Source organism: Streptomyces sp. NPDC104381 (assembly GCF_055583745.1).
This window is the reverse complement of sequence record NZ_JBVJNK010000003.1, coordinates 3519-27568: the sequence shown is the minus strand read 5'-3', so window position 1 is coordinate 27568 and position 24050 is coordinate 3519. Positions and strand designations below refer to the sequence as shown.

Below are 24050 nucleotides of genomic sequence, written 5' to 3'. Positions count from 1 at the left end.
GCACCGGGGCGGGGCTCAGGAGACCGGTGCGTGCAGGCTTCGTCCTGCGGCGCGCAGTGCCTGCACGGCGGCGCGGATCGACGGTCTCCGGTCCGCGTCCGCGCGCCAGACCGCGTGGACATGGCGGCGCATCGGCTGCCGTACGGGCACCAGGCTCACTCCGTCCGGCACCGGCCCCCTCCCGAGCCGTGGCGCCACGCAGACACCGAACCCCGCCGCGATCAGCGCGAGTTGGGTGTGGTGCTCACCGGCCAGGTGCGCGATACGGGGCTCGATGCCCTTGGACCGCAGGGTGAACATCAGCCAGTCGTAGCAGAACTCCCCCTCCGGCCAGGACACCCAGTCGTCGTCGGCGAAGTCCTCGATGTCCACCTCCGTCCGGCCGGCGAGCGGATGCCCGGCGGGCATGGCGATGTCCGGCGCGTCGTCGAGGAGCTCCGCCTTGGCCAGACCTCCGGGGACCGGCAGGCGCTTGTTGCTCCAGTCGAGCACCACGGCGAGATCGGCGTCGCCCCTGAGCACCGCGCGGATTCCGCACTCCGGCTCCAACTCCGTCGTACGCAGCCTGAGTTCGGGGTGGTCCGCGCGGAGCGAGGTGAGGGCGGCGGGGAACAGCCCACGGGCGGCCGTCGGGAAGGCCGCGAGCCGGACCTCGCCCACCACCTGCCCCCGCTGGGCCTCGATGTCGGACTGCGCGACCTCCACCTGAGAAAGGATCTTCGCGGCGTGGTCCGCGAGCAGCCGGCCCGCGTCGGTGAGCCGGATCCCCCGTCCGTTCTTGGCCAGGAGCTGCTGCCCCACCTCGCGTTCCAGTTTGGCCATCTGCTGGGAGACGGCGGAGGTGGTGACGTGCAGGCCGTCGGCGGCGCCACTCACCGACCCGTGCCGTGCCAGGGCGTCCAGGGTCCGCAGCCGCTCCAGATTCAACATGTAAGCGATGCTACGCCTAGCGGCCAACGAAGTCTCACTTGTCCTACGCGGTTCCACTCGGCATGGTGGGTCGCATGAGCGCACCCGCCGCACCGAGAACCCTGCCTCCCTCCGCCATGCCCGCACCCGCGCCCCCGACGCGGCGGCCCGCCCTGGACTGGCGCGTGCGCTTCGCGGCGCTGTCGCTCATCTGGGGGTTCAGCTTCCTGCTGATCAAGGTGGGCACCGACGGGTACGCCCCGTTCCAGGTGACCTTCGGGAGACTGCTGTCCGGGACGGCGGTCCTCGCCGTGGCGATGGCCGTGCGCCGCGACCGGCTGCCGCGCTCCGCCCGGACCTGGGGCCACCTCTTCGTCGCCGCGTTCTTCCTCAACGCGCTGCCGTTCTCGCTCTTCGCCTACGCCGAGCTGACGATCCCGTCCACGCTCGCCGGGATCTGCAACGCGACCTCACCCCTGTGGGGCATGGCGCTCTCCCTGGTCGCGCTGTCCGAGGACCGCCCCACCCGCCGTCGTGTCGCGGGGCTCGGTCTGGGCTTCCTCGGCGTGCTGACGGTGCTCGGCGCCCGGCAGGGCTTCTCCGGGCTGGATGTGACCGGCACGGCGATGGCCCTGCTCGCCTCGCTCAGCTACCCGGTCGGCTGGATCTACGTCCGCCGCACGCTGGCGGGCACCGGTTCGTCCACCCTCGCGCTGACCGGCAGCCAGCTCTTCCTGGGGACCGTGCAACTGGCCGTAGTGGTACCGGCGTTCACCTCGGTTCCGGCGCACTTCCCGCTGCTGCCCACACTCGCCGTGGTCGCCCTGGGGGCGCTCGGTACGGGACTCGCCGTCCTCCTCCAGTACGGACTCGTCCAGGAAGTCGGCCCCACGACCGCGCAGATGGTCACCTACTTCATCCCGGTGATCGCGACGGCGGCCGGAGTGACCCTGCTCGGCGAGGAGTTGAGCTGGAACACCCCGGTGGGCGCACTGGTGGTCCTCGCGGGCGCGGCCCTCACCCAGAGCCGGGCCCGGAGCTCCGCCGCCGGCCCCCGGCCCCGTCGCGTCGTCCGCCCGAGGGCCCTCAGCCGTAACTGACGGGCCGGGCGGGTGGCACCGCTGCCGCCACCGCGTCGGCCAGCGGCCCGATGTCGGCGGCGGACAGCGTCGACACGGTCAGGCGCACCCCCTGCGGCGAGGCCATCCGGAACCGCGCCCCGGGGGCCACGGCCCAGCCCGAGTGCAGCAGCCTGGTCACCGCACCGGTCTCGTCGCCCACGGGCACCCATACGTTCATCCCGGTCCGCCCGTACGCCGTGATCCCCCGCTCACCCAGGGCCCGTACGAGCGCGTCCCGGCGCTCCCCGTAGGCGCGGGAGACCGCCGCGGTGTCGACGGCGCCCGTCTCCCACAGATGCGCGACGGTCCACTGGAGCAGCCCGCTGACCCAGCCGGGGCCCAGCCGCTGGCGTCCGGTCACCCGGTCCACGGTGAGCCCGTCGCCGGTGAGCACGGCGAGCCGCAGGTCGGGTCCGTACGCCTTGGAGACGGACCGCACGAAGGCCCAGCGCTCCGTCACGCCCGCGAGGGGGTGCACGGGCAGGTCGACGATGGCGTGGCCGTGGTCGTCCTCGATCAGGAGCACCTCGGGGTGCCCGGCGAGCACGGATCGCAGCTCCGCGGCCCGTCGGCCGCCGATCGTCGCACCGGTCGGGTTCTGCGCCCGGTCGGTGACCACCAGGGCGGCGGCGCCCGCCCCCAGGGCGCGCTCCACCTCTCCCGGCAGCGGCCCCTCCTCGTCCAGGGCCACCGGGACGACGTGCATCCCGAGCGCCGGGACGAGGTCGAGCAGCGCGCCCCACCCCGGGTCCTCGACGGCCACGGCGTCACCGGGCCTGAGGTGTGCGGTGAGGACACGCTCGATCGCGTCGAGGGACCCCGAGGCGACGGCCACCGGTCCCGCGGGAACACCGTCACCGTCCAGGCCGGCCCGCGCGAGCCCGGCGAGCCGGGGGACCACGGCCGCGTCCCCGTAGAGGCGGGGCTCGCGGGCGTACGCCTCGGCCGCCGAGGCCAGCGCCTCCCCGAGGCCCGGCAGCAGGGCGGGGTCCGGGTTGCCGTCACCCAGGTCCCGCACGCCGGGCGGGGCCTCCACCCGGAGCGACCCACGCGCCGTGCTCGCCGGCCTCGGCCGGACCCGGCTCCCCCGCCGGCCGGCGGTCTCGATGACTCCGCGCTCGCGAAGGGTCCGGTAGGCGGCCGCCACCGTATTCGGATTGACCCCCAGGGACACCGCCAACTCCCGCATGGGCGGCAGTACATGACCCGGCGCGAGATCGCCCGAGGCGACACCCCGCTCCACGCTCGCGGCGATGTCGGATGCACGCCGCCCACTGATCCGATACTCTCCTAGCACAAACATGATTATGCACTAGTGCAATGGAGTACGCAATGCCGGACACCGCCACGCCCGACAGCACCGGCCTCCCCGAGGCCGCCGCCTACGCGCCGACGGAGCGCACGGTCCCGACCCGCGCCAAGGACCGCGCCTCCTACGACCGTGCCACGGTCCACTCGATACTCGACGCCGCCTACCTCTGTCACCTGGGCTTCGTCCGTGACGGCGCACCGGTCGTCCTCCCGACGCTCTTCGGCCGGGTCGGCCGGCGGCTGTACGTGCACGGCTCGACCGGATCGCGCCCGCTGCGCAGCACGCGCGCCTCGGATCCCGGCCTCGCCGTCTGCCTGACCGTGACGCATGTGGACGGGCTGGTGCTCGCCCGTTCCGCCTTCCACCACTCGATGAACTACCGCTCCGTGGTGGTCCACGGCATCGCCACGACGGTCACCGACCCGGAGGAACGCCGCATCGCCCTCGACGCGATCGTCGACCAGGTCGTGCCGGGCCGGTCGAAGGACTCCCGGCCCGCCGACGCGAAGGAGCTCGCCGCGACGGCGGTCATCCGCCTGGACCTGGACGAGGTCTCCGCCAAGATCCGCACCGGCGGCCCGAACGACGACCCCGAGGACCTCTCACTGCCGTACTGGGCGGGTGTGGTGCCGGTGGCGCCCGCCTACGCGCCGCCGGTGCCGTCCGACGACCTGGACCCCTCGGTCCAGGTGCCGGACTACCTCACCGCACTCTGACGCGGCCCCCTCGGATCAGGCCGGCACGGCGGCCCGGCGACGGGCTGCCGCCGCGCCGCGCGTCTCGGCGAGCGCCAGCCCCGCCACGGCGGTCAGCAGGATCAGCGTGCCGACGACCGTGGCCGCGGTGAGCCGCTCCCGCAGGACGGTCACCGCGATGACCGCGGCGCTCACCGGTTCGAGGAGCATGATCACGGAGACGGTCGCCGAGCGGACCACCGCGGCGCCCGCGAAGTACAGCGCGTAGGCGAGCGCGGTCGGCACCGCCGCCACGTAGACGAGCAGCCACAGCACGTGGCCGGTCTCGACGGTGTGCGGGACGAGGCCCTCGGCCGCCGCCATGGGCAGCAGCCCCAGAGCGCCGATCCCGAAGGCCCACGCGCTGGTGGAGAGGGAGTCGCCCGCGGTGCCGTCCCGGCCGAGCCACCGGGTCAGCAGGGTGATCGCCGCGTAGCCGGCGGCGGACAGGACGGCCAGGAACAGTCCGGCGGGCCGCACTTCGGCCGGCTCGCCGCCGAGCACCAGCACGGCGAGGCCGACGAGCGCACCGGCCACGGCCGCGAGCCCGCCGACCCCCAGCCGCTCCCCCATGGTCAGCCGGGCGCCGACCGCGATGAGGACGGGCCCCGCGCCCAGCGTGACGACGGTCCCGACGGCCAGCCCGGTCGCTTCGACCGCCGCGAAGTACGCGCTCTGGAAGACGGTGAGTCCGATGCCGGTCCCCAGGACGCGCAACAGCCGCCGGCGGCGCGGCTCGACGGTGGTACGGGGGCGCCGGGGACGCAGCGCGAGCGCCCCGGCCAGCAGGACGAGCCCGCCGGCGCAGCGCCAGAACGACAGGGCGAGAGGCCCGAGATCGCTGATGCGGAAGAGCAGGGAGGCGGCGGCGCCCGCCGTACCCCAGGCAAGGCCCGCGACGACGAGGTAGACAAGGCTCCGCCCGACGGGCAGGCCGGAAACAGGGTGGGACACGTGACTCTCCAGAAGAAGGGGTGGTGGTCGCTCGGCTCCGCGCGCGGGCAGCGACGAACCGCTCGGGGCGTACCCGAGCCCGGTCTTCGTCCGGAGTGCCGCCTCGCGCTAGGCGGCGGGAGGCGGAAGTACGGTCTGCGGCATGATCGGCACCTTACGGCGTGGACGGCGGCCGGAACAACTCGCTTCCGGGGCCCGCCGTCCCGTGCGCCTCCGCCGTCTCCGCGACCGCCACACCCGGGCCGGACGCCACGGGACCCGACGGCGGCCTGGGCGCGGACGACTGCGCGATCAGGGCGCCGAGGAGCACGACCCCGCCGCCCACGAGCTGGGGCGCGGAGAGGTGCTCACCCAGCAGCACCCAGGCGAGCACGGTCGCGATGACCGCCTCGAGGCAGGCGACGACTCCCGCGACCTGGGGAGAGAGCAGCCGTACCGACACGACGCCCGTGGCATAGGCCAGCACGGTCGCCAGCAGCACGATCCAGCCGAGCAGCAGCCAGGCGGGGACGTCGTGCCCGTCCATCTCCGCGCTCCCGCCGAGTACGCCCCAGTCCATGGCCCAGGGGCCGGCCACCACGGTGAGTACGGCAGCGCCCGCCAGCAGTCCGTACGCGATCACGCCCACGGGGTGCGGAGGTTCGGCTTCCGCCGTGTTGCCGTGGCCGGAGCCCTGGTCCGACAGGACGAAGTAGCCCACCTGGCAGCACGCCGCACCGAGGGCGAGCAGCAGGCCGAACGCGTCGAAGCTGAGCCCCGCCCACACCTCGACGACGCAGGCGAGTCCGCCGACCGCCAGCACGACCCCGACCATGGCGGCACGGGTGACGGGCCTGCGCTGCACGAACCGCACCCAGCCGAGGACGAGCGCGGGCGCCAGGTACTCGATGAGGAGGGCGACACCGACGGGGATGCGGGAGAGCGAGGCGAAGTAGAAGGCCTGCACCCCGGCCACGGCGAAGAGTCCGAAACCGGCCAGCAGGACGGGCCGTTCCCGCACCAGCCGCCGGTGCCGCCAGGCGACCGGCAGCATGATGAGCGCGGCGCCGGTCACCCGCAGCCACACCACGTGCAGCGGGTCGAGCCCCGCCTCGATCAGCGGCTTGGCCGCCACCCCTGAACCACCGAATGCGAAGGCCGAGGCAAGGGCCAGGCCCAGACCCGCACTTCTCCCCTGAGTCGCGTGCATCGGCACATCATGGCAGCAGGCGTCAGCAGCGTCACCCCTGTCACACCTGACCGCCGCGTGTTCGTGATCACCCCTGCGGGTCTCCGGTGGCCCTCGGGTCCGCCACGCGGCCGCGCAGCGCGTCGACGGCGACTCCGGCCCGCTCCAGCACCTCGACCGCGCGGCACCGGGGATCCGCGATCAGCGCCGCCAGCAGATCGAGGCCGTCGGCGTGGCGCGCACCGCGCAGGAGCGCGCGGTGGAGGGCACGGTCCATGGCCGCCTCCGCCGACGGCGACCACCCTTCGCCCGCCGGTTCCCGTACGGCCGGGAAAGCGCCCGAGTCCTCCTGCGTCCCCTGCCAGCGGAGGCCGTAGCCGATGCTGCGCTGCACGAGGTATCCGAGCACCCGGGCGAGCTGCGGCCCACCGTCGAAGGCGTCCCGGACCTCCGGGTCGGACTCGACGAGGGAGTGCAGGAGGTGGGCCGTGTCGACGTGGCGGTCGCCGTCCCGCACCGCGCGCCTGCGCGCACCCGTCACCACGGCGGTCATCGCGGGACTCGGCCCGGCACCGGCCCACGGATGGTCCGGTGCGGCTTGTTCGGGGATCTCTGACGTCCGGATGTGCACCTCTCCACCCCATCAGTCCCGGAAAGCGAAAACATCCCCGGCGCGGCCCATCCGCCATCCCGCGAAAGGCGGGGACCACCGGGCCGCCCCTCATCCCTGGGGATGACATCGCACCCTGACGCACGGAAGGGCGGAGGCCGCCGCCGCTCGCACCGGGGAAAGAAGAAGGGCCCCGCGAGGGGCCCTTCTCCGTCTGTCGTACGGCACGGGCTCGGCCTGTGCGTACGGCACCGGTCAGTCCTCGTCGGCGAGGATCAGGTACAGCTTCTTACGAGTGTCGTTGATCACCGCGAGGGCCTTCTGCCGCTGGTCGGCCGAGCCGGTCTTCCAGACCTGGCCGAACGCCTCCATCAGACCGAAGCCGGCCTGCCGGATCTCGTTCACGCCCTCCCAGTCGACACCGCGCCCCGCTTCCTCCCAGGGCGCCTCGGGGCCGGACTCGGCCTCGCCGCGCCCCTGGTCGGTGAGGGTGAAGAGCTTCTTGCCACCCTCACTGGCGCTGGTGATCAGGCCCTCGTCCTCCAGCAGCTGGAGGGTGGGGTACACCGAGCCGGGGCTGGGCTTCCAGGCCCCTCCACTGCGCTCGCCGATCTCCTGGATCATCTCGTAACCGTGCATCGGGCGGTCCTTGAGCAGGGCGAGGATGGACGCGCGTACGTCGCCGCGCCTGGCCCTCCCCCGGCCGCCTCCGCGGCCGCCGCGTCCGCCTCCGAAGGGCCCGCCGCCGAAGGGCGGTCCGAACGGGCCGAACGCGGCACGGCCGCCTCCGAAGTCTCCCCTGCCGGCGCCTCGGCGCCCGGGGCCGCATCCGTGGTCGTCTCCATGTGAACGCATGACTGCGCTCCTCTCTGCATCGTTGTCACGCGACTCTTCTTTGAACGGTCGCGATGCCTCAACGATATATCGGAAGCTATCGCCTGGCAACACCCCAGGTGAGCGGGCGCACGGAGGGGCCACCCGCCCTCGGGGCCGCGGCGCGGTGGCTTAGGGTCGCCCGCATGACCGAGCCCTCCTGCCTCGCGGCGATCCGCGCGTCGTACGACACCGTCGCCGCCGACTACGCGGCACTCGTCAGGTCCCCCGCGGAGCTCGACCCGCTGTCACGCGCGATGCTCGGTACGTTCGCCGAGGTGGTCCGTACGTCGGGGCGCGGGCCGGTCGCGGACATGGGATGCGGGCCCGGCAAGGTCACGGCGCATCTGGCGGGGCTGGGACTGTCCGTCCTCGGTGTCGACCTGTCCCCGAAGATGATCGAGCTGGCCCGGCAGGCCCACCCGGCCCTGGACTTCGCCGTGGGCTCGATGACCGCGCCGCCGGTCGGGGACGGCAGGCTCAGCGGGATCCTCGCCTACTACTCGACCCACCACACGCCGCCGGAGATGCTGCCCACGGTGTTCACCCGGTTCACGCGCGCGCTCGCACCCGGTGGTCACCTGATGCTGGCCGGCCACGTGGGGAACGGCGAGGTCCTGCGCCCGACGCAGGCGTACGGCGGCCACCCCGTGTCCTGGGCGTCCCATCTGCTGCCGCCCGACCGGATCGCCGCCCTCCTGGGCGAGGCCGGACTCGTCGTCACCGCACGCCTCCTGGAGGAACCCGGCGAAGGAGCGAAGAGGGCGGTAGGCACCTTCTTCGCCCGGAAGCCCGAAGCACCGTGAGCGTTGCAGAAGCAGGCGTACGAGCCGGGCGGCGCCGAGCCGCGTATCCGTAATTGGCCTTGGACCGCGCGGAACAGCCCTGTCTACGGTCGGCTCATGAAGATCCGCATCGTCGACGCGTTCACCGACCGGCCCTTCGCCGGCAACCCCGCCGGAGTCGTGCTCCTGGACTCCCGGTCCTTCCCCGGGACGGACCGCCTCCAGCGGATCGCCTCCGAGGTCAACCTCCCGGAGACCGCCTTCGCCCATCCGCTGCCACCGGGCGGTGAGGCGGACTGGGCGCTGCGCTGGTTCACCCCCGCCGCCGAGGTCGATCTCTGCGGGCACGCGACGCTCGCCACCGCCCATGTGCTGCACACGTCCGGAGCCGCGAGCGGTACGGTGCGCCACGCGACCCGTTCCGGTGTCCTGCGCACCACCGTCCAGGACGACGGCACCCTGACGCTGGACTTCCCGACGGCGCCGCTGTCACCCGTGACCGCCCCGCCCGGACTGGACGAGGCGCTCGGTGCGTCACCGCTCTCCCTCCACGACACGGGGGAACACGTCGGGGACCTTCTGGTGGAGCTGGCCGACGAGGCGACCGTACGGGCCCTGGAGCCGGACTTCCGCGCGCTGATCTCCTGCTCCCGGCGAGGCGTCATCGTCACGGCCGCGGCCGAGGACCCCACGAGCGCGTACGACTTCGTGTCGCGCGGGTTCTTCCCCGGAGTGGGCATCGACGAGGACCCGGTGACCGGCAGCGCCCACACCGCTCTGGCGCCCTTCTGGTCGGCCAGGTTCGGCCGTGACGACCTCGTCGGCCTCCAGGCCTCCGCCCGCTCGGGCCTGGTGCGCACGTCGCTGCGCGGTGAGCGCACGCTCCTGACCGGCAGTGCCGTCACCGTGATCGACGGGGAGCTGCTCACCGGACTCTGAGCGCGGCGTGGCCGGGCCGCCGGGTCACGGGGTGGGCAGCCAGCCCACCTTCCCCGCGAGCAGCGCGTATCCGACGAACGCCCCGATGTCGAGCAGGGCGTGCGCCACGACCAGCGGCCCGACCCGCCCCCACCGCCTGTACAGCAGCACGAAGACGACGCCCATCACCATGTTCCCGATGAAGCCGCCGATCCCCTGGTACAGGTGGTACGAGCCGCGCAGCACGGAGCTCGCCACCAGGGCGGCCATCGGCGTCCATCCCAGCTGTCCCAGCCGTCGCAGCAGATAGCCGACGACGATGACCTCCTCCACGAGGGAGTTCTGCACCGCGGAGAGGATCAGTACGGGAAACTTCCACCACACGTCGGGCAGCGACTCCGGGACCACCGTGAGGTTGAATCCCGCGGTCCGGGCCACCAGGTAGAACGCCAGCCCCGCGCTGCCGATCCCCGCCGCGACCAGCGTGCCCCGGCCCAGGTCCGTCCCGGGCCTGGTGCGGTCGAGGCCGAGGGTCCGCAGACCGGCCTTCTCCCGGATCAGCAGGTGGGCCACGAGCGCCACCGGCACCAGGGCCGTGGCGATGCCGAACAGCTGCCAGGCCAGGTCCAGCCACGGCCGCCCCGGGGCGTACGAACCGTTCAGCGTCGCCGCCTGGTCCTTGAGGCCGCCCGGCTTCGTCAGCGACCCGATGAAGCTGATCAGGGCGGAGACCCCGCTGGCCCCGAGCGAGAGGGCCAGCACGAGCAGCGTCTCCGAGCGGAGGATCCGCCGGGACACCTGCTCATGAGGAATGGATTCAGCCACGCGCCCCGCCTCCACCTGCACTCCTGTCGTCAGCCATGCGTCGTCATAGCTTGCCCGACGGGGCCGGTGCGGCGGGACACCGGGCGGCGTCCTCCTCAGGGGGCGGGGAATCCGATGGGCCAGGTGTGCACCGGTTCACCCACCTGCATCAGCTCGCCGTAGCGCCGGGTGGTCGCCGCGAGCGCGCCCTCCCGTTCGAGCCCCGCCTCCAGGGCGCGGTGGTAGGTGTCGACCTGCCAGGAGGCGCCGTTGGCGCGGAGCCGGCAGCGCTCCTCGATGACGCCGAGGTAGCGGTCACGGTCCGAGGGCTCGATGTTCCAGGCGTCCAGCCCGGCGGCCGCGAGCGGCAGCAGTTCGTCCCGTACGAGCTTGACGGCGGGCACCTTCGCCACACCGCCGGAGCGTCCGGGGCGCGGCCAGAGCAGCTCGGCGTCGATCCCGTGGCGGCACGCGGCGTCGAAGTTCTCGGCCGCCGCGTCGAAGGGCAGCCTGGTCCACACCGGCCGGGACTCGTCGGCGAGCGCGCGCACCAGCCCGTAGTAGAAGGCGGCGTTGGCGATGACGTCGATGACCGTGGGGCCGGCGGGCAGGACCCGGTTCTCCACCCTCAGATGGGGCACGCCGTCGGCCAGCCCGTACACCGGGCGGTTCCACCGGTAGACCGTGCCGTTGTGCAGGACGAGTTCGGCCAGGTTCGGCACGCCCCCCGCGTCGAGGACCCGCAGCGGATCCTCCTCGTCGCAGATCGGCAGCAGGGGCGGGTAGTAGCGCACGTTCTCCTCGAAGAGCTCGTACGCCGAACCGATCCAGCGCTCCCCGAACCACGTCCTGGGGCGCACCCCCTGGTTCCGCAGCTCGGGCGGCCGCACGTCCGTGGCCTGCTGGAACAACGGCGGCCTCGACTCGCGCCACAGCTCCTTGCCGAACAGGAAGGGCGAGTTGGCCCCGAGGGCGATCTGTACGGAGGCGATGGCCTGCGCCGCGTTCCAGACGTCGGCGAAACGGTCCGGGGTCACCTGCAGGTGCAACTGGACCGAGGTGCACGCCGATTCGGGGGCGATCGAGGCAGAGGTCGAGACCAATCGCTCGACGCCCTCGATATCGAGGACGAATTCCTCGCCGCGCGCCGCCGCCATTTGGTCGTTCAGAAGCGTGTAGCGGTCGACGTCCGACAGGTTCGCCGAAACCACGTCGTCCCGGCCGAGGGTCGGCAGGATGCCGATCATCACGATCCCGGCATCGACCTCCGCGGCCTTCCGGTGCGCATAGGCGAGCCCCGTGCGCAACTCCTCGGCCAGCTGATCGAAAACCCGGCCGCTCAGCCGGTGGGGAAGAATATTTACTTCCAGGTTGAACATCCCCAGTTCCGTCTGGAAATCCCGGCTGGCGATGCGCTGGAGCACCTCCGCATTCCGCATCCTCGGCATGCCGTCCGGCCCCGCGAGATTCAGCTCGATCTCCAGCCCCATGAGATTCCTGGGCCGATCGAACCTCCGCTCCGACAGGAGCCTCTCCAGTCCCGTCAGGCACCGGGTGAGCTTCTCGCGGTACGCCTGCCGATCGGAGGCGGCAAAGGCACCCGCCACGACCTTCTCGCCCATCGAAGGGTCCCTCCTCGAGTGGGCGGCCCGCGGCACAGGCCGCTCGTATCACGATCGATAATGCCCCGCCGAGATGATCCGTAACGTCCCCACGGCAGACCGGCACCCACTAGTCTGGTGACCGGAGCCGGAGGCACATTCCGAAGGCATGCGGCATATGCAGGGTGCCCGGTCGGGTTGCACGGTGGAAACACCGATGAGTTTCAGCCTACCGCCACGCCGGGAAAGCACCTGGCGGTACCGGTCGAGGGCGACCGGAATCCACAGAAACGGCACAATTCAAAGGCCGAAATCCTCCTTGCAGGCAATATGCGGGACGAGTAGCCGAAACACCGTGTGAACATTTGTCGTATAAACTCTGCGGACGAGGCAGAGAGTTGACGCATCGGCCCGTCCGCCCCGTCACCGGCCTTCCTCTGGCCCCGCACGCCGACAGCGCCGTCTGCACCCGCCCACGCACCACCGTGTCTCCGAAGTGAGAGGCGACCCACCATGCCGCTGCATGTTTCCCCGGCTCCCGCGCCCGCCCTGCGCAGCGTTCTCGCGGCACTCGGTTCTCCGACCGCCGTCCGCGAGGCCCATACGCCCGCTCTCCGGTCCGTCCAGGGATCGCTGAGCCCCGAACTCCCGCTTCCGGTCCACGTGCTGGACCGGATCGTGCCGACCGAGGCGGCACCGCGCACCCGCCTCGCCGGCTGGCGCTTCCTGATCCGCAGCGGTGAGCGCGCCGTCGCCGCCGCGGACACCATGCTCACCGCCGACGGCTGGACCTTCTCGCACTTCTTCGAGGGCCCGTACATCGTCTCCACCGAACTCGCCGTACGCCAGGCGGAGTCGACGACGACTCACTACCAGCCGCGGCTGCTGTCGGTACCCGAGCTGTACATGTTCACCCTGTGGCTGCACCACGACACCGAGGACGACGCCGGCGGCGGCGTACTCGCCCCGACCGATGTGCTGGTGCCCCTGGCGCCCGCTCCCCCGGGGATCACGGCCCACCGTCCGCACCGGGTCGCGGACCTGCTCCCGGTCATGACGCTCCGTGTCACCCCGGCGCCCCTGCCGAACCTGCCCGAGCTCCCCGGACTCCTCGGGTCGCCCGCCTGACCTCTCGCTCCACGCGCCCCCGCCGAGCCGCTCGGCGGGGGCGCGCCCGTACCCGTCCGGACTAGTCCGGTCAGGTCACCCCGAACCATCCGAACGGACAGCCCAGTTGGATCGAACCGTCCGGCCGGGTGACGCGTCATGGGAGGAGAACAGCAGCTGCCGCGAAATCCCTGCGGGAAGACGCCCGTAGGGCAACACTGGGACCGGACCGACTTGATACGGGGGCGGCCATGAACACCTCGTCCAGCCGCAGGACACTCGAATCGACGCAGCGAAAGAACCCACCCATGTGCCAGCATCAGCCACCCTGCCCGACCGCCGACTCCAACGACCGGGAGGCCGCGCGCCTGATGGCCCACCACCCGGAACAGGGCTGGAGCCTGTTGTGCAACGGCGTCCTGCTCTTCGAGGACACCGGCGAACTGCTCCCGGACGGGCAGATCATCGCTCCGCACCGCCCGCTGAGGAGCGGCCAGGTGATGAAGGCCGCCTGACCGCGGGGCGGGGAAACACGGGGGCCGGCCCGGAGAAGTCTCCGCACCGGCCCCGACGCGTGCCCGGCCGCCTACTGGTCGTACGCGTCCAGCGGCGGGCAGGAGCAGACCAGGTTGCGGTCACCGAACGCACCGTCGATCCGGCGCACCGGCGGCCAGTACTTCTCCGCCGGCGTGACACCGGCCGGGAAGACCGCCTCTTCACGGGTGTAGCCGTGGGCCCACTCGCCACCCAGCGCGGCGGCCGTGTGCGGGGCGTTGCGCAGCGGGTTGTCGTCCGCGCTCCACTCACCGGAGGCGACCTTGTCGATCTCGCCGCGAATGGCGATCATCGTGTCGCAGAACCGGTCGAGCTCGGCCAGGTCCTCGCTCTCCGTCGGCTCGATCATCAGCGTCCCGGCCACCGGGAAGGACATGGTCGGCGAGTGGAAGCCGTAGTCGATCAGCCGCTTGGCGATGTCGTCGATGCTCACCCCGGTCGCCTTGGAGATGGGCCGCAGGTCCACGATGCACTCGTGCGCGACCAGACCGGCCGGGCCGTTGTAGAGGACCGGGAAGTGCGGTTCGAGGCGCTTGGCGATGTAGTTGGCCGCGAGTACGGCGACCTGCGTCGCACGCTTGAGCCCCTCGCCCCCCATGAGACGTACGTACGCCCATGAGATCGGCAGGATGCCGGCGGAGCCCCACGGAGCGGCCGAGATCGGACCGACGCCCGTCTCCGGGCCCGCGGCGGGCTGGAGCGGGTGGTTGGGGAGGTACGGCGCCAGGTGGGCGCGCACCCCGACCGGGCCGACACCCGGGCCGCCGCCGCCGTGCGGGATGCAGAAGGTCTTGTGCAGGTTCAGGTGGGAGACGTCGCCGCCGAAGTGGCCCGGCTTGGCGAGACCGACCAGCGCGTTGAGGTTGGCGCCGTCCACGTAGACCTGGCCGCCGGCGTCGTGCACCTCCCCGCAGATGTCGGCGACGTGCTCCTCGAAGACACCGTGCGTGGACGGGTAGGTGATCATGAGGACGGCGAGCTCCTCGCGGTGCGCCGCGATCTTGGCCCGGAGATCCTCTATGTCGACCTCGCCGTCGTCGGCGGTCTTCACCACGACGACCTTCATGCCGGCCATCACGGCGCTCGCGGCGTTGGTGCCGTGCGCGGAGGACGGGATCAGGCAGACGGTGCGCTGGTCGTCCCCGTTGGCCCGGTGGTACGCCCGCACGGCCAGCAGGCCCGCGAACTCACCCTGGGAGCCGGCGTTGGGCTGGATGGACACGGCGTCGTAGCCGGTGACCTCGGCGAGGCGCTCCTCCAGCTCACGGATGAGCGTGAGGAAGCCCTGCGCCTGCTCGGCCGGCGCGAAGGGGTGCAGCGCGCCGAACTCGGGCCAGGTGATCGACTCCATCTCGGCGGTCGCGTTGAGCTTCATGGTGCAGGAGCCGAGCGGGATCATGCCGCGGTCCAGCGCGTAGTCCTTGTCCGCGAGCTTGCGGAGGTAGCGCAGCATCGCGGTCTCGGAACGGTGCTGGTGGAAGACCGGGTGGGTGAGGACGGCGTCGCTGCGGAGCAGCCCCGCGGGGAGCGCGTCGGCCGTCCCGGCGTCGAGCGCCTCGATGTCGCCGCTGGTCCCGAAGGCCGCCCAGACGGAGGCGATGCGGGTGCGGGTGGTGGTCTCGTCGCAGGCGACGGAGACGTGGTCGGCGTCGACGAGACGGAGGTTCACCCCGCGCTCACGCGCGTCGGCGACCACGCCGGCCGCCCCGCCCGGCACCCGGACGGTCAGGGTGTCGAAGTACGCGTCGTGCACGACCTCGCTACCGCCGGCCCGCAGGCCCTCGGCCAGGATGGCGGCGAACCGGTGGGTGCGCCGGGCGATCGTCCGCAGCCCCTCGGGGCCGTGGTAGACGGCGTACATGCCGGCCATGACGGCGAGCAGCACCTGGGCGGTGCAGATGTTGCTCGTGGCCTTCTCGCGGCGGATGTGCTGCTCACGGGTCTGCAGCGCCAGCCGGTAGGCCTTGTCCCCGTCCGCGTCGACGGAGACGCCGACCAGGCGGCCGGGCAGGCTGCGGGCGAACTTCTCGCGTACGGCCATGAAGCCGGCGTGCGGTCCGCCGAAGCCCATCGGGACGCCGAAGCGCTGGGTGGTGCCCACGGCGATGTCCGCGCCCAGCTCGCCCGGCGAGGTGAGCAGCGTCAGGGCCAGCAGGTCGGCGGCGACGGAGACGATCGCGCCCAGTCCGTGGGCCTGCTCGATGACGGGCTTGATCTCGCGCACGGCGCCGGAGGCGCCCGGGTACTGGAGCAGCACGCCGAAGACCCCGCGCTCGGCGATCTCCGCGGGGATGCCGTCGGTGAGGTCGGCGACGACGACCTCCACACCGGTCGGCTCGGCCCGGGTCTCGATGACGGCGATGGTCTGCGGCAGGGTGTCGGCGTCGACCAGGAAGACGCCGCCCTTGACCTTTCCGACCCGCCGGGCCAGGGCCATGGCCTCGGCGGCGGCCGTGCCCTCGTCGAGGAGCGAGGCGCCGGAGGTGGGCAGGCCGGTGAGGTCGGCGACCATCGTCTGGAAGTTCAGGAGGGCCTCGAGCCGGCCCTGGGAGATCTCCGGCTGGTACGGCGTGTAGGCCGTGTACCAGGCGGGGTTCTCCATGACGTTGCGCAGGATCACCGGCGGGGTGAACGTGCCGTAGTAGCCGAGCCCGATCATCGGTGCGAGCACCTGGTTGCGGTCGGCGAGGCTGCGCAGCTCGGCAAGCACCTCGGCCTCGGTGCGCGCCTCGGGCAGGTTCAGCGCCTCGGCACTCCTGATCACGTCGGGCACCGCGGCGGCGGTGAGCTCGTCGAGGGAGCCGTAGCCGACCTGGGCGAGCATCTTCGCCTGCGCCTCGGCATCGGGCCCGATGTGGCGCTGCTCGAAGGGAATGCCCTGCTCCAGCTGGGAGAGCGGAGTGCGACGGGGGGTCATGATGGAGGCCTCCTGGTCTGTGACGACCTGCGAGGGGCGCCACGGCGTGGCTGCCCGAACGGCCTCCCCATCTGTCATCTCGACCTGAGAGCTTCACCGGGGCGCCCGGGGGCGTACCGGCTTTCACCGTCGGTGAGGGTGGTGCCCGCCACGGCGTGTGCCGCACGGATCCCGCCCTGCTTTCCAGAGTGACCTCGTCCGTGCGGTACGGGGGCCTGAGAGATTCCGGGGAGGAGTTGCTCCTTCGGCGCCTCCGGATCGCTCCGGAGGACTCTCCCGCACAGGGTCAGCAGCCGTGTTCCAGCCTACCAGCGGGGCCGGGGCGGGCCGTCTCGAGTGGCCGACTGCCCGGATCTGGCCTTTCGTAGAGCCTGTGGAGCAGCCGCGACCACCTGATGCCGTCGTGACCAGTGGGAGGCACCGTGCAGACCGACATCGATCCGCGCAGCCTGATCGGCCGCAAGGCCTTCGACCGTCAAGGTGCCAAGATCGGAACGGTGGACGAGGTCTATCTCGACGACGCCACCGGGGTCCCCGAGTGGGCCGCCGTACGCACCGGTCTCTTCACCAGGGACGCCTTCGTCCCGCTGGAGCCGAGCGAGGTCGTCGACGGCGCCCTCGTCATCCCCTTCGAGCGGGCCCTCATCAAGGACGCTCCGGACTTCGGCGTGGGCCGCCACCTCTCCCCCGAACAGGAACTGCAGCTCTACCGGCATTACGGACTGGACGCCTCCCCCTCCCCCTCTCCCGGCCCCGCCGCCGACAGGGACTTCGGCAGGCTCGCCGGCCACGAGGAGTAGTCCACGGGATCCCGCACCAGCCGCAGCGGCTCGGCCGGCTGGAGCTCCGGATCGTCGATGCGGAAGGTCCGCACCCGGCCGGGCGGCGTCCAGGGCTCCTCGAAGCGCACGGTGACCCGGCCGACACCGCTGCCCTGCACCCAGCCGTGGCCGTGGACGTCGTGGCGTACGTCGTGCCCGGCCGGCCAGCGCCGCGCGGCCAACTGCTCCTCGCTCTCCCGGGCGTCCTCCACGGCCCGCTCCTCCACGGTGCGGTCCCGCTCGTCCGCCGGTCCCCCGGCGCCGTCGCCGGCCTCCCCGGCGGCGTGCTCCACAGCCGCGTGCTCCGCCGCCGCCAGCTCGGCCGCCGCTTGCTCGGCGTCGGCGGCCTGCGCGAAGAGGTCCTCCTGTGTGAAGTCCGCCAGCCCCGTGACGCCGACCCCGAGCAGCCGGACCCCGCCCGTCGTGTCCACGGCCTCCAGAAGCCGCGCAGCGGCCTCCCTGACGACCGTGGGGTCGTCGGTGGGCCCCCGCAGCGTCTCGGACCTGGTGAGCGTGGAGAAGTCGTAGCGGCGCACCTTGAGGACGACGGTCCGCCCGGACCGGCCGGCGCCCCTCAGCCGCTGCACACAGCGGTCCGCGAGCCGCTCCACCTCCGTCCTGACGCGCACCCGGTCGTGCAGGTCCACGTCGAAGGTGTCCTCGACCGACACGGACTTGGCGTCCCGCTCGGCGACGACGGGACGGTCGTCGAAGCCCTGTGCCATGCGGTGCAGGGCGACGCCGTGCGCCCTTCCGAGGAGCCGCACCAGCTCAGCCTCGCCCGCCTCCGCCAGGTGACTGACGAGGGTCATTCCGGCCCGCCGGAGATGGTCGCCGGTCGCGGGCCCCACCCCCGGGAGGATCCGCACGGACATGGGAGCCAGGAGCTCCCGCTCGGTGCCGGGCTCGATCAGCATCAGCCCGTCCGGTTTCGCCTCCTCGGAGGCGATCTTCGCCAGCATCTTGGAACCCGCCAGACCGACGGAACCGCTGAGTCCGGTGACGGCCCTGATCACGGTGCGCAGCTGCCCGCCGATCGCCCGCGCGGACACCGAGTCGTCGGCGACGCCGCCGGCCTCGAGGTCGACGAACGCCTCGTCGAGGCTGAGCGGCTCGACGAGGGGGGACAGCCGTCCCAGCAGCTCCATCACCTGGTCGCTCACCGACCGGTAGAGCGCGAACCGCGGGACGAGATACGCCGCGTTGGGCGCGAGCCGCCGCGCCTGTGCCATCGGCATCGCCGAATGCACGCCGAGAAGCCGCGCCTCGTACGACGCGGTGGCGACCACGCCGCGCATCCCCAGGCCGCCCACCACCACCGGTTTGCCGCGCAGGCTCGGCTTCGCCGCCTGCTCCGCAGAGGCGTAGAAGGCATCCATGTCCAGATGCAGGATGGTGGGCGCGGCTCTCACAAGGACCGATGCTGCCCTACGCCACTGACAACCGCCCCACCCCGCACACGCGTCGCGCCGTGCCCCGGTGGATCAGCCCGCGCGATTGCGCCGCCGTGCCAGCTCGTCGGCGGGGTTGTGGCCGATGAGCGTCTCACCGGTGTCGACACGCTCCCCGTGGAGCTGCGACAGCGCCACGTCCACGTCCCGCCAGACCACGCCGACGGCGATGCCGAAGACGCCCTGGCCGCCCTGGAGCAGACTGACGACCTCGTCGGGCGAGGAGCACTCATAGACCGTCGCGCCGTCACTCATCAGGGTCATCCGCTCCAGATCCGTGAATCCACGGGCTCTGAGGTGCTGCACGGTGGTCCGGATGTTCTGCAGAGCGACCCCCGTGTCCAGGAATCGCTTGACGATCTTGAGGAGGACCACGTCACGGAAACTGTAGAGACGCTGCGTCCCCGACCCGTACGCCGGACGCACGCTCGGCTCCACGAGCCCCGTACGCGCCCAGTAGTCGAGCTGTCGGTAGGTGATCCCGGCCGCCGCGCACGCTGTGGGCCCCCGATAGCCGATGTCCCCTGCCACTGCCACACCGTCCGCTGCCACCACTGCCGGCTGAACCGGCTGCCTGATGGAGTGGTCGGCCGCGCTCCCGTGCTGCCGGTACGGCCCACCCTCAGCCGTACCGTCGCCGCTGCTTCTCACGCCGACCTCCGTCCTTGACCTGCCACCTCGAAGGTAGGCAGTCACCAGGGGTGCGTCAACGATCGCCACACTCGGCACGCCGAGTGATAATCACCCTGAGGGTGGTTTCCCGTGACTGATTTCCGGGAACGGCTTGCCGGATGCGCTGAGGCCACCACCGCGGACGGTCTACTGGCTGTTGGTCCCGAAGTCCTCCGGCGAGATCTGGTCGAGGAACTCGCGGAACTTCTCCACCTCGTCCTCCTGCTCGTCGGGGATGGCGATTCCCGCGTCGTCCAGCACCCCGTCACTGCCGTAGATCGGCGTACCGGTGCGCAGGGCGAGCGCTATGGCGTCGGACGGCCGCGCGCTCACCTCGACCCCGCTGGCGAAGACCAGCTCCGCGTAGAAGACCCCTTCCCGGAGGTCCGTGATGCGGACCTCGGTGAGCTCCTGGCCCACGGCCTCGAGCACGTCCTTGAAGAGATCATGGGTCAGCGGCCTGGCCGGAGCCATGCCCTGCTGGGCGAAGGCGATCGCGGTCGCTTCCCCAGGGCCGATCCAGATAGGGAGATACCGGTCGCCTCCCACTTCACGCAGGAGCACGATCGGTTGGTTGGAGGGCATTTCCACCCGGACACCCACAACGTCGAGCTCGTTCACACAGCAACCCTAGGACGTGCCCGCCATGTTTGGATAGTCGGGCTCCTCCGACCTCAGTGGAAGGTGGCCTTCAGGGCGGTCTGCACGAGGGAGGCGTGGAGTCGCACGGAGAGGTCCGCGAGCTCCCTCGCGGTGGCCTCCGCATGGGCTCTGGTCTGCGGATTCCGGTGCCGGCGCAGGGGGGCGACCACCTGTTCGACGAGTCCGGCCTCGCGGTCCGCGGCCGCCTTGACGGCCCTCAGATGCCGGGGTTCCAGACCGAATCTGCCCAGATCCGCCACCAGCCGCGCCACGGTCACCGCCTCGGCGTCGTAGCTCCCGCCCGCGGCGGGCACGATCAGCCCGTACGACTCCCACTCGTCGAGCTGCTCCTCGGTGGCCTCGGTGGCCGCCAGGAGCTCCGCACGTCCGATACGGGTGGCGGTGGCCTGCCCCGGGTCCTGGTCCCGCAGGAGGTCGCCGGGGTCGCCCTGACCGCCACCTGAGGGCAGCGCCACCTGCTCGCCACGGGCCAGGGCCTCCAGGTGCTCACGGATGACCTTGAGCGGCAGGTAGTGGTCCCGCTGCATGCGCAGGACCTGCGCCAGCCGCTCGACGTCGGCCGGACCGAACTTCCGGTAGCCCGACGGGGTCCGCTGGGGCTCGATGAGCCCTTCCGTCTCCAGGAAACGGATCTTGGAGATGGTGACCTCGGGAAATTCGTCGCGCAGCTGCAGAAGCACCGTGCCGATGCTCATCGCGCGCTCGCCCGCGGCGGCGGTGCCGTGGCCGGCACCGCCTGTCGGTGTTCGAAGCATGGGCCTTCCTGGGGGTGTTCCCCCGGACGGAGTCCGGGGGAGGGTCACACGCCCCGCTGGCTGGCGTAGAAGACCAGCCGGTACTTCCCGATCTGGACTTCGTCGCCGTTGGTCAGCGCGACGGAATCGATGCGCTCGCGGTTGACGTAGGTGCCGTTGAGGCTGCCGACGTCGCCCACGGTGAAACTACCGTCCGGACCCCTGCGGAACTCCACATGACGCCGCGACACGGTCACGTCGTCGAGGAAGATGTCGCTCTGCGGGTGACGGCCGGCCGTCGTGAGGTCGCCGTCGAGCAGGAAGCGGCTGCCCGAGTTCGGGCCGCGTCGCACCACCAGCAGCGCGGAACCCGCCGGCAGGGCGTCGACCGCCGCCTGGGCCTCCGGTGAGAGCGAGGGAACGGCCGTCTGGCCCGTCGCCTCGGCCTCGTACGCCTCGATACCGGAGATCGAGATCGTCGACGTCGTCTCGGAGGCGCGCTCGGGCACTCCGCCCCTCAGCGGCGCGCCGCAGTTGGAACAGAAACGGCTGGCCTCGGCATTGCGATGCCCGCACCTCGTACAAACCGGCATGGCGGAGCCCTCCGGAGCGGGGGCGAACCCTCCACCCGTACTCGAGGTCGGTGATTCCCCGAAACCTATGCGTCCCGCACCACCGGGGTCAACGGACGACGCGCCGGACCCGCCGGCGGCTCCTTCGACCTCGTCACGGAAGAGCGGGCGCTCCGAGCCCTGCTCCTCGGCACCCTGACGTGGAGCGCGGTGGCGGGCAGCGCTGTTGCTGTCCTCGCGGGCGCTCTTTCCGAACAACTTCGCAAACAACTTCACGGGCGTTTCCCCTTGACCGAAATAGACCCGCCCGTGGGGCAGGACGAACCCTGAATGAACACACCTGCCGACCCGGACATCTTCACAACGTCCGTATCCACCCGACAGTTTCCACCACGCGTCACCGATCCGTTGCGCCGACCCCCCGCAACCTGACGCCTCTCTCCTGAGAGCCCCACGCGGCGCCCCCTCACCGGGAGGACGACCGAGCGTAATCAGGCTGCTTCGCCGGTCGCAAGGCGTCCACGACGATGTCGTCGGCACGCGTCACCTCCGCCGTGGCCTGCTCCTTCTCGAGCGTCTGCACCACGCCCCCGGGGATGTTCAGCGCCGGCTCCAGGTCCTGCGGCTTGCCGATGACCTTGAACTCGTAAGGAGCCTCGATCTTCCGGCCGTCGACTCTCAACTCTCCCCCGTCACCAGAGAAGTATGTGTTCGCCACGACCCGTACACCGTCGATCTCGATCGCCTCGGCGCCGGCCGCACGCAGCTCCTGGATGGTGTCCAACAGCATGTCCGGCTCGACCGCACCCGCCGGGTCACTGATGGTCAGGGTGATGCCGGGGCCGTGCGCGGCGACGGTGCCCGCCAGGATACCGAGCTGCCGCTCCTTCTCGAGCGTCTGCTTACGGGCCTCCTCCGCCTGGTCGGAGCTGTTCTCCAGTTCCGTGCGCTGGTCGTCGAGGCGCTGCTTCTCGTCCTCCAGGCGCTGGGTGCGGTTGTCCAGCTCGTCGAGGATGCGGACCAGGTCCTCCTGGCGGGCCCCGCGCAGGGCGCTGTTGTCGCTGTTCGACCTGACCTGGATCGCCAGGCCAAGGCCCAGCACGAACAGGAGGAGCGCGACGATCAGTTGGGCCCTGCTCACCCGCGGCGGCCAGAGGCCCGCCCGCAGCCGCTGACGGCCGGAGACCTCCTCGTCCTCGGGCCGGGCCGGCGGGGGCGTCGTGGCGCCTGGAGGGGGCGTCTCGGCCGGCAGCGGGCCGGAGGAGCGCCCGGCGCCGGGCCCCGGCTCGTTGCCCGGCTGCTGTGCGTCGTCCGGATTCCGTCCGTGGTTCATCGGCCTCACGCCCGGAAGACGTGCCGGCGGATGGCCGCGGCGTTGGAGAAGATCCGGATGCCGAGCACGACCACCACACCGGTGGAGAGCTGGGCGCCGACGCCCAGTTTGTCGCCGAGGAAGACGATCAGCGCGGCCACGACGACGTTCGACAGGAACGACACCACGAAGACCTTGTCCACGAAGATTCCGTCGAGCATGGCCCGCAGACCGCCGAAGACGGCGTCGAGCGCGGCCACCACGGCGATCGGCAGGTAGGGCTCGACCACCGCCGGCACTTCGGGCCGGACCAACAGTCCGACCACGACTCCCACGACGAGGCCCAGTACGGCGATCACGATGTGCCCTTCCCTGTGTCTGCCGCACCACTGCCCGTGTCTGCGGCCTGAGGCTCTGCTGTACGTACGATCAGGCTGGGCGCGGCCGGAAGGCGCACCTTCTCCTGCTCGGAGATGCTGGTGCGGATGTCGAAGCTCTCGTGCAGCGCCTGAAGATACTGGCCGTCCGCACTGTCCCGGAAGGCATCGGCGAGCTTCTTGCCGTCCCCCACCGCCAGCACCGTGTACGGCGGCACGAGCGGCCTGTTGTCGACCAGTATGGCGTCGCCCGCCGCGCGGATCGCCGAGAGGGCCGTCAGCCGCTGCCCGTTGATGGCGACCGCCTCGGCGCCCGACTGCCACAGGCCGTTCACCACGCGCTGCATGTCCCGGTCACGTACGCGCCCGGTGTCGGCGAAGCCGGTGGACTCACGGGGGCCGCCACCGCCCTGGTCGGTGTCCTCGGCGTCGTCCACGACCAGCTTGATGCCGGGGCCTTCGACGGCGGTGGCACCGGACAGCAGCGCCACCAGGCCGCCCTGGTCCCCGCCGTGCTCCTGGAGTGCCTTGCGCTGTCGCTCGCCGACGTCCTTGCGCAGCGTGTCGACGTCCGCCTCCAGCGTGTCCGCCGTGGACGTCTCGGCGTTCACCCGATCGATGAGCTCCTCGCGCTCCTTGGCCACCACCGGAGCCGCGACCTGGGCCTCGGCGGCACCGAGCGTGACCACGAGGGCCGCGAGCACCAAGCCGGCGGCGAGACCCAGCTTCGCCTTGAGGGTGCGCGGCATCCCCTCGCCGCCCTCTGCCCGCCGACGCGCCGACGCTTCGGCGTACCCCTCGTCGAGGCTGTGTTCCATCACGGTGGTCAGCAGCGACATCGACGCGTCGGGGCGAGGACGCGGAGGGGCGCTACTCCGATCGGGGGGCGGCTGCGACATGCCGCACATCGTCGCACGTCATGCCTGCTGCCGCCGAATGGCCCCACCGTCGTGGGGGGGCGGCGGGGGGGGGCGCGGGGCGGGGAGACCGCGGGCGCGGGGGAGCGCCGGGCGGCGGGGCGCCCCCCCGCCCACCCGGCGCGGGCGGGGGGGGCGGGGGGGGGGGGGGGGGGGGCGCCCC

At 72.0% G+C, this 24050-nt stretch carries 24 protein-coding genes and 1 riboswitch; of the genes, 7 read left to right on the top strand and 17 right to left on the bottom strand.

From position 1 onward, the window contains the following. Nucleotides 1-15 precede the first annotated feature (15 nt). On the bottom strand, nt 16-930 hold the full coding sequence (locus tag ACZ607_RS09675; protein ID WP_469733506.1) for a LysR family transcriptional regulator: 915 nt from the start codon (nt 928-930) through the stop codon (nt 16-18). Between the two features lie 74 nt (nt 931-1004). Between ACZ607_RS09675 and ACZ607_RS09670 the strand changes: the two genes are divergently transcribed. Next, nucleotides 1005-2009 (top strand): DMT family transporter, encoded by a 1005-nt coding sequence (locus tag ACZ607_RS09670; protein ID WP_469733504.1) that lies wholly within the window; start codon nt 1005-1007, stop codon nt 2007-2009. Here ACZ607_RS09670 and ACZ607_RS09665 read toward each other — a convergent pair. Beyond that, nucleotides 1996-3327: an aminotransferase class I/II-fold pyridoxal phosphate-dependent enzyme gene (locus ACZ607_RS09665; protein ID WP_469733502.1), complete on the bottom strand. Its 1332-nt coding sequence runs from the start codon at nt 3325-3327 to the stop codon at nt 1996-1998. The genes ACZ607_RS09670 and ACZ607_RS09665 overlap by 14 nt on opposite strands. 35 nt (nt 3328-3362) lie before the next feature. Between ACZ607_RS09665 and ACZ607_RS09660 the strand changes: the two genes are divergently transcribed. Beyond that, complete coding sequence (locus ACZ607_RS09660; protein ID WP_469733500.1) at nt 3363-4058, top strand: pyridoxamine 5'-phosphate oxidase family protein; 696 nt, start codon at nt 3363-3365, stop codon at nt 4056-4058. A gap of 15 nt (nt 4059-4073) precedes the next feature. Here ACZ607_RS09660 and ACZ607_RS09655 read toward each other — a convergent pair whose 3' ends face one another. The 4 genes from ACZ607_RS09655 to ACZ607_RS09640 all read right to left on the bottom strand — a co-directional run bounded on the left by ACZ607_RS09655 (nt 4074) and on the right by ACZ607_RS09640 (nt 7663). Next, entirely contained in the window at nt 4074-5030 is a 957-nt protein-coding gene (locus tag ACZ607_RS09655; RefSeq protein WP_469733498.1) for a DMT family transporter, read from the bottom strand. Between the two features lie 154 nt (nt 5031-5184). Further along, a complete protein-coding gene (locus ACZ607_RS09650) occupies nt 5185-6219 on the bottom strand; it encodes an EamA family transporter (protein WP_469733496.1) in 1035 nt (344 codons plus the stop codon). 67 nt (nt 6220-6286) lie between these two features. After that, nucleotides 6287-6829, bottom strand: coding sequence for a peptidase (locus ACZ607_RS09645; protein WP_469733494.1), 543 nt, complete (start codon nt 6827-6829; stop codon nt 6287-6289). 234 nt (nt 6830-7063) lie between these two features. After that, the gene (locus ACZ607_RS09640) at nt 7064-7663 is read right to left on the bottom strand and encodes a PadR family transcriptional regulator (RefSeq protein WP_469733492.1); all 600 of its coding nucleotides are present in this window, start codon (nt 7661-7663) and stop codon (nt 7064-7066) included. A gap of 164 nt (nt 7664-7827) precedes the next feature. Between ACZ607_RS09640 and ACZ607_RS09635 the strand changes: the two genes are divergently transcribed. Together ACZ607_RS09635 and ACZ607_RS09630 are read left to right on the top strand one after the other, a co-directional pair. Next, nucleotides 7828-8487: a class I SAM-dependent DNA methyltransferase gene (locus ACZ607_RS09635; RefSeq protein ID WP_469733490.1), complete on the top strand. Its 660-nt coding sequence runs from the start codon at nt 7828-7830 to the stop codon at nt 8485-8487. A 96-nt stretch (nt 8488-8583) separates the two neighbouring features. After that, nucleotides 8584-9405 (top strand): PhzF family phenazine biosynthesis protein, encoded by an 822-nt coding sequence (locus ACZ607_RS09630; RefSeq protein WP_469733488.1) that lies wholly within the window; start codon nt 8584-8586, stop codon nt 9403-9405. Between the two features lie 24 nt (nt 9406-9429). Here the strand turns inward: ACZ607_RS09630 and ACZ607_RS09625 are convergent, their stop codons facing one another. Together ACZ607_RS09625 and ACZ607_RS09620 are read right to left on the bottom strand one after the other, a co-directional pair. Continuing rightward, a complete protein-coding gene (locus ACZ607_RS09625; RefSeq protein WP_469733486.1) occupies nt 9430-10230 on the bottom strand; it encodes a CPBP family intramembrane glutamic endopeptidase in 801 nt (266 codons plus the stop codon). A 74-nt stretch (nt 10231-10304) separates the two neighbouring features. After that, nucleotides 10305-11810 carry a glutamate-cysteine ligase family protein gene (locus ACZ607_RS09620; protein ID WP_469733484.1) on the bottom strand — a complete coding sequence of 502 codons (1506 nt, stop codon included), beginning with the start codon at nt 11808-11810 and terminating at the stop codon, nt 10305-10307. A 492-nt stretch (nt 11811-12302) separates the two neighbouring features. On the opposite strand from ACZ607_RS09620, the gene ACZ607_RS09615 reads away from it, so the two are divergent. Both ACZ607_RS09615 and ACZ607_RS09610 read left to right on the top strand, forming a co-directional pair. Then, nucleotides 12303-12917, top strand: coding sequence for a hypothetical protein (locus tag ACZ607_RS09615; protein ID WP_469733483.1), 615 nt, complete (start codon nt 12303-12305; stop codon nt 12915-12917). A 287-nt stretch (nt 12918-13204) separates the two neighbouring features. Continuing rightward, complete coding sequence (locus tag ACZ607_RS09610) at nt 13205-13411, top strand: DUF5999 family protein (protein WP_099172167.1); 207 nt, start codon at nt 13205-13207, stop codon at nt 13409-13411. 71 nt (nt 13412-13482) lie between these two features. Here the strand turns inward: ACZ607_RS09610 and gcvP are convergent, their stop codons facing one another. Continuing rightward, nucleotides 13483-16368: an aminomethyl-transferring glycine dehydrogenase gene (gcvP, locus tag ACZ607_RS09605; RefSeq protein ID WP_469733482.1), complete on the bottom strand. Its 2886-nt coding sequence runs from the start codon at nt 16366-16368 to the stop codon at nt 13483-13485. Between the two features lie 193 nt (nt 16369-16561). Beyond that, nucleotides 16562-16657, bottom strand: a riboswitch (glycine riboswitch). 133 nt (nt 16658-16790) lie between these two features. Here gcvP and ACZ607_RS09600 point away from each other — a divergent pair. Next, entirely contained in the window at nt 16791-17168 is a 378-nt protein-coding gene (locus tag ACZ607_RS09600; RefSeq protein WP_469733480.1) for a PRC-barrel domain-containing protein, read from the top strand. Here ACZ607_RS09600 and ACZ607_RS09595 read toward each other — a convergent pair. From ACZ607_RS09595 to ACZ607_RS09560, 8 genes are all read right to left on the bottom strand, one after another. Beyond that, entirely contained in the window at nt 17084-18601 is a 1518-nt protein-coding gene (locus ACZ607_RS09595; protein WP_469733478.1) for a DNA polymerase IV, read from the bottom strand. The genes ACZ607_RS09600 and ACZ607_RS09595 overlap by 85 nt on opposite strands. 72 nt (nt 18602-18673) lie before the next feature. Then, a complete protein-coding gene (locus ACZ607_RS09590; protein WP_443294153.1) occupies nt 18674-19219 on the bottom strand; it encodes a MerR family transcriptional regulator in 546 nt (181 codons plus the stop codon). 240 nt (nt 19220-19459) lie between these two features. Next, nucleotides 19460-19933, bottom strand: a complete 474-nt coding sequence (locus tag ACZ607_RS09585; RefSeq protein WP_006123076.1) for a bifunctional nuclease family protein — start codon at nt 19931-19933, stop codon at nt 19460-19462. A 53-nt stretch (nt 19934-19986) separates the two neighbouring features. Continuing rightward, a complete protein-coding gene (ftsR, locus tag ACZ607_RS09580; RefSeq protein ID WP_469733477.1) occupies nt 19987-20730 on the bottom strand; it encodes a transcriptional regulator FtsR in 744 nt (247 codons plus the stop codon). 44 nt (nt 20731-20774) lie between these two features. Beyond that, nucleotides 20775-21557, bottom strand: a complete 783-nt coding sequence (locus ACZ607_RS09575) for an FHA domain-containing protein (RefSeq protein ID WP_469733475.1) — start codon at nt 21555-21557, stop codon at nt 20775-20777. A 190-nt stretch (nt 21558-21747) separates the two neighbouring features. Then, nucleotides 21748-22614 (bottom strand): DUF881 domain-containing protein, encoded by an 867-nt coding sequence (locus ACZ607_RS09570; protein WP_469733473.1) that lies wholly within the window; start codon nt 22612-22614, stop codon nt 21748-21750. Nucleotides 22615-22619: 5 nt separating this feature from the next. Continuing rightward, nucleotides 22620-22952 (bottom strand): small basic family protein, encoded by a 333-nt coding sequence (locus tag ACZ607_RS09565; protein ID WP_003970459.1) that lies wholly within the window; start codon nt 22950-22952, stop codon nt 22620-22622. Beyond that, the gene (locus ACZ607_RS09560; protein WP_469733472.1) at nt 22949-23869 is read right to left on the bottom strand and encodes a DUF881 domain-containing protein; all 921 of its coding nucleotides are present in this window, start codon (nt 23867-23869) and stop codon (nt 22949-22951) included. The genes ACZ607_RS09565 and ACZ607_RS09560 overlap by 4 nt, the downstream gene beginning before the upstream one ends. Nucleotides 23870-24050 lie beyond the last annotated feature (181 nt).